Consider the following 259-nt stretch of genomic DNA (forward strand, 5'->3'; position numbering starts at 1 on the left):
GCGTCAGTTGCACCTTGCGCCAGACCAGTTGCAGCGGTTCGTCCAGCCCTTCCCAGACGAGGCTCGTGCGCAAGATGTCATGCCGATCGATCACCACCTGCAACGCTTCGACGAACGCCTCGAAACGCGCCAGGCTGTCGAAGGCGAACTGCGACTGCAGCACGTACGGGTCGCCCTGCTCGGCGGCCAGGTGGTGATAGAGGATCCCTTCCTGCAACGGTGCCAGCGGGTAGATGTCCTGCACATTGCGGGCACCGCC

1 protein-coding gene is annotated in these 259 nt (G+C 64.1%); it reads right to left on the reverse strand.

The window, feature by feature from the left end; translation table 11 throughout:
• Nucleotides 1–259: condensation domain-containing protein (locus LCU97_RS26595; RefSeq protein ID WP_232778227.1), on the reverse strand; the 259-nt coding region annotated here is incomplete at both ends.

The sequence above is a fragment of the Pseudomonas uvaldensis genome (assembly GCF_021271205.1).
In the GTDB taxonomy this organism is placed as follows: Bacteria; Pseudomonadota; Gammaproteobacteria; order Pseudomonadales; family Pseudomonadaceae; genus Aquipseudomonas; species Aquipseudomonas uvaldensis.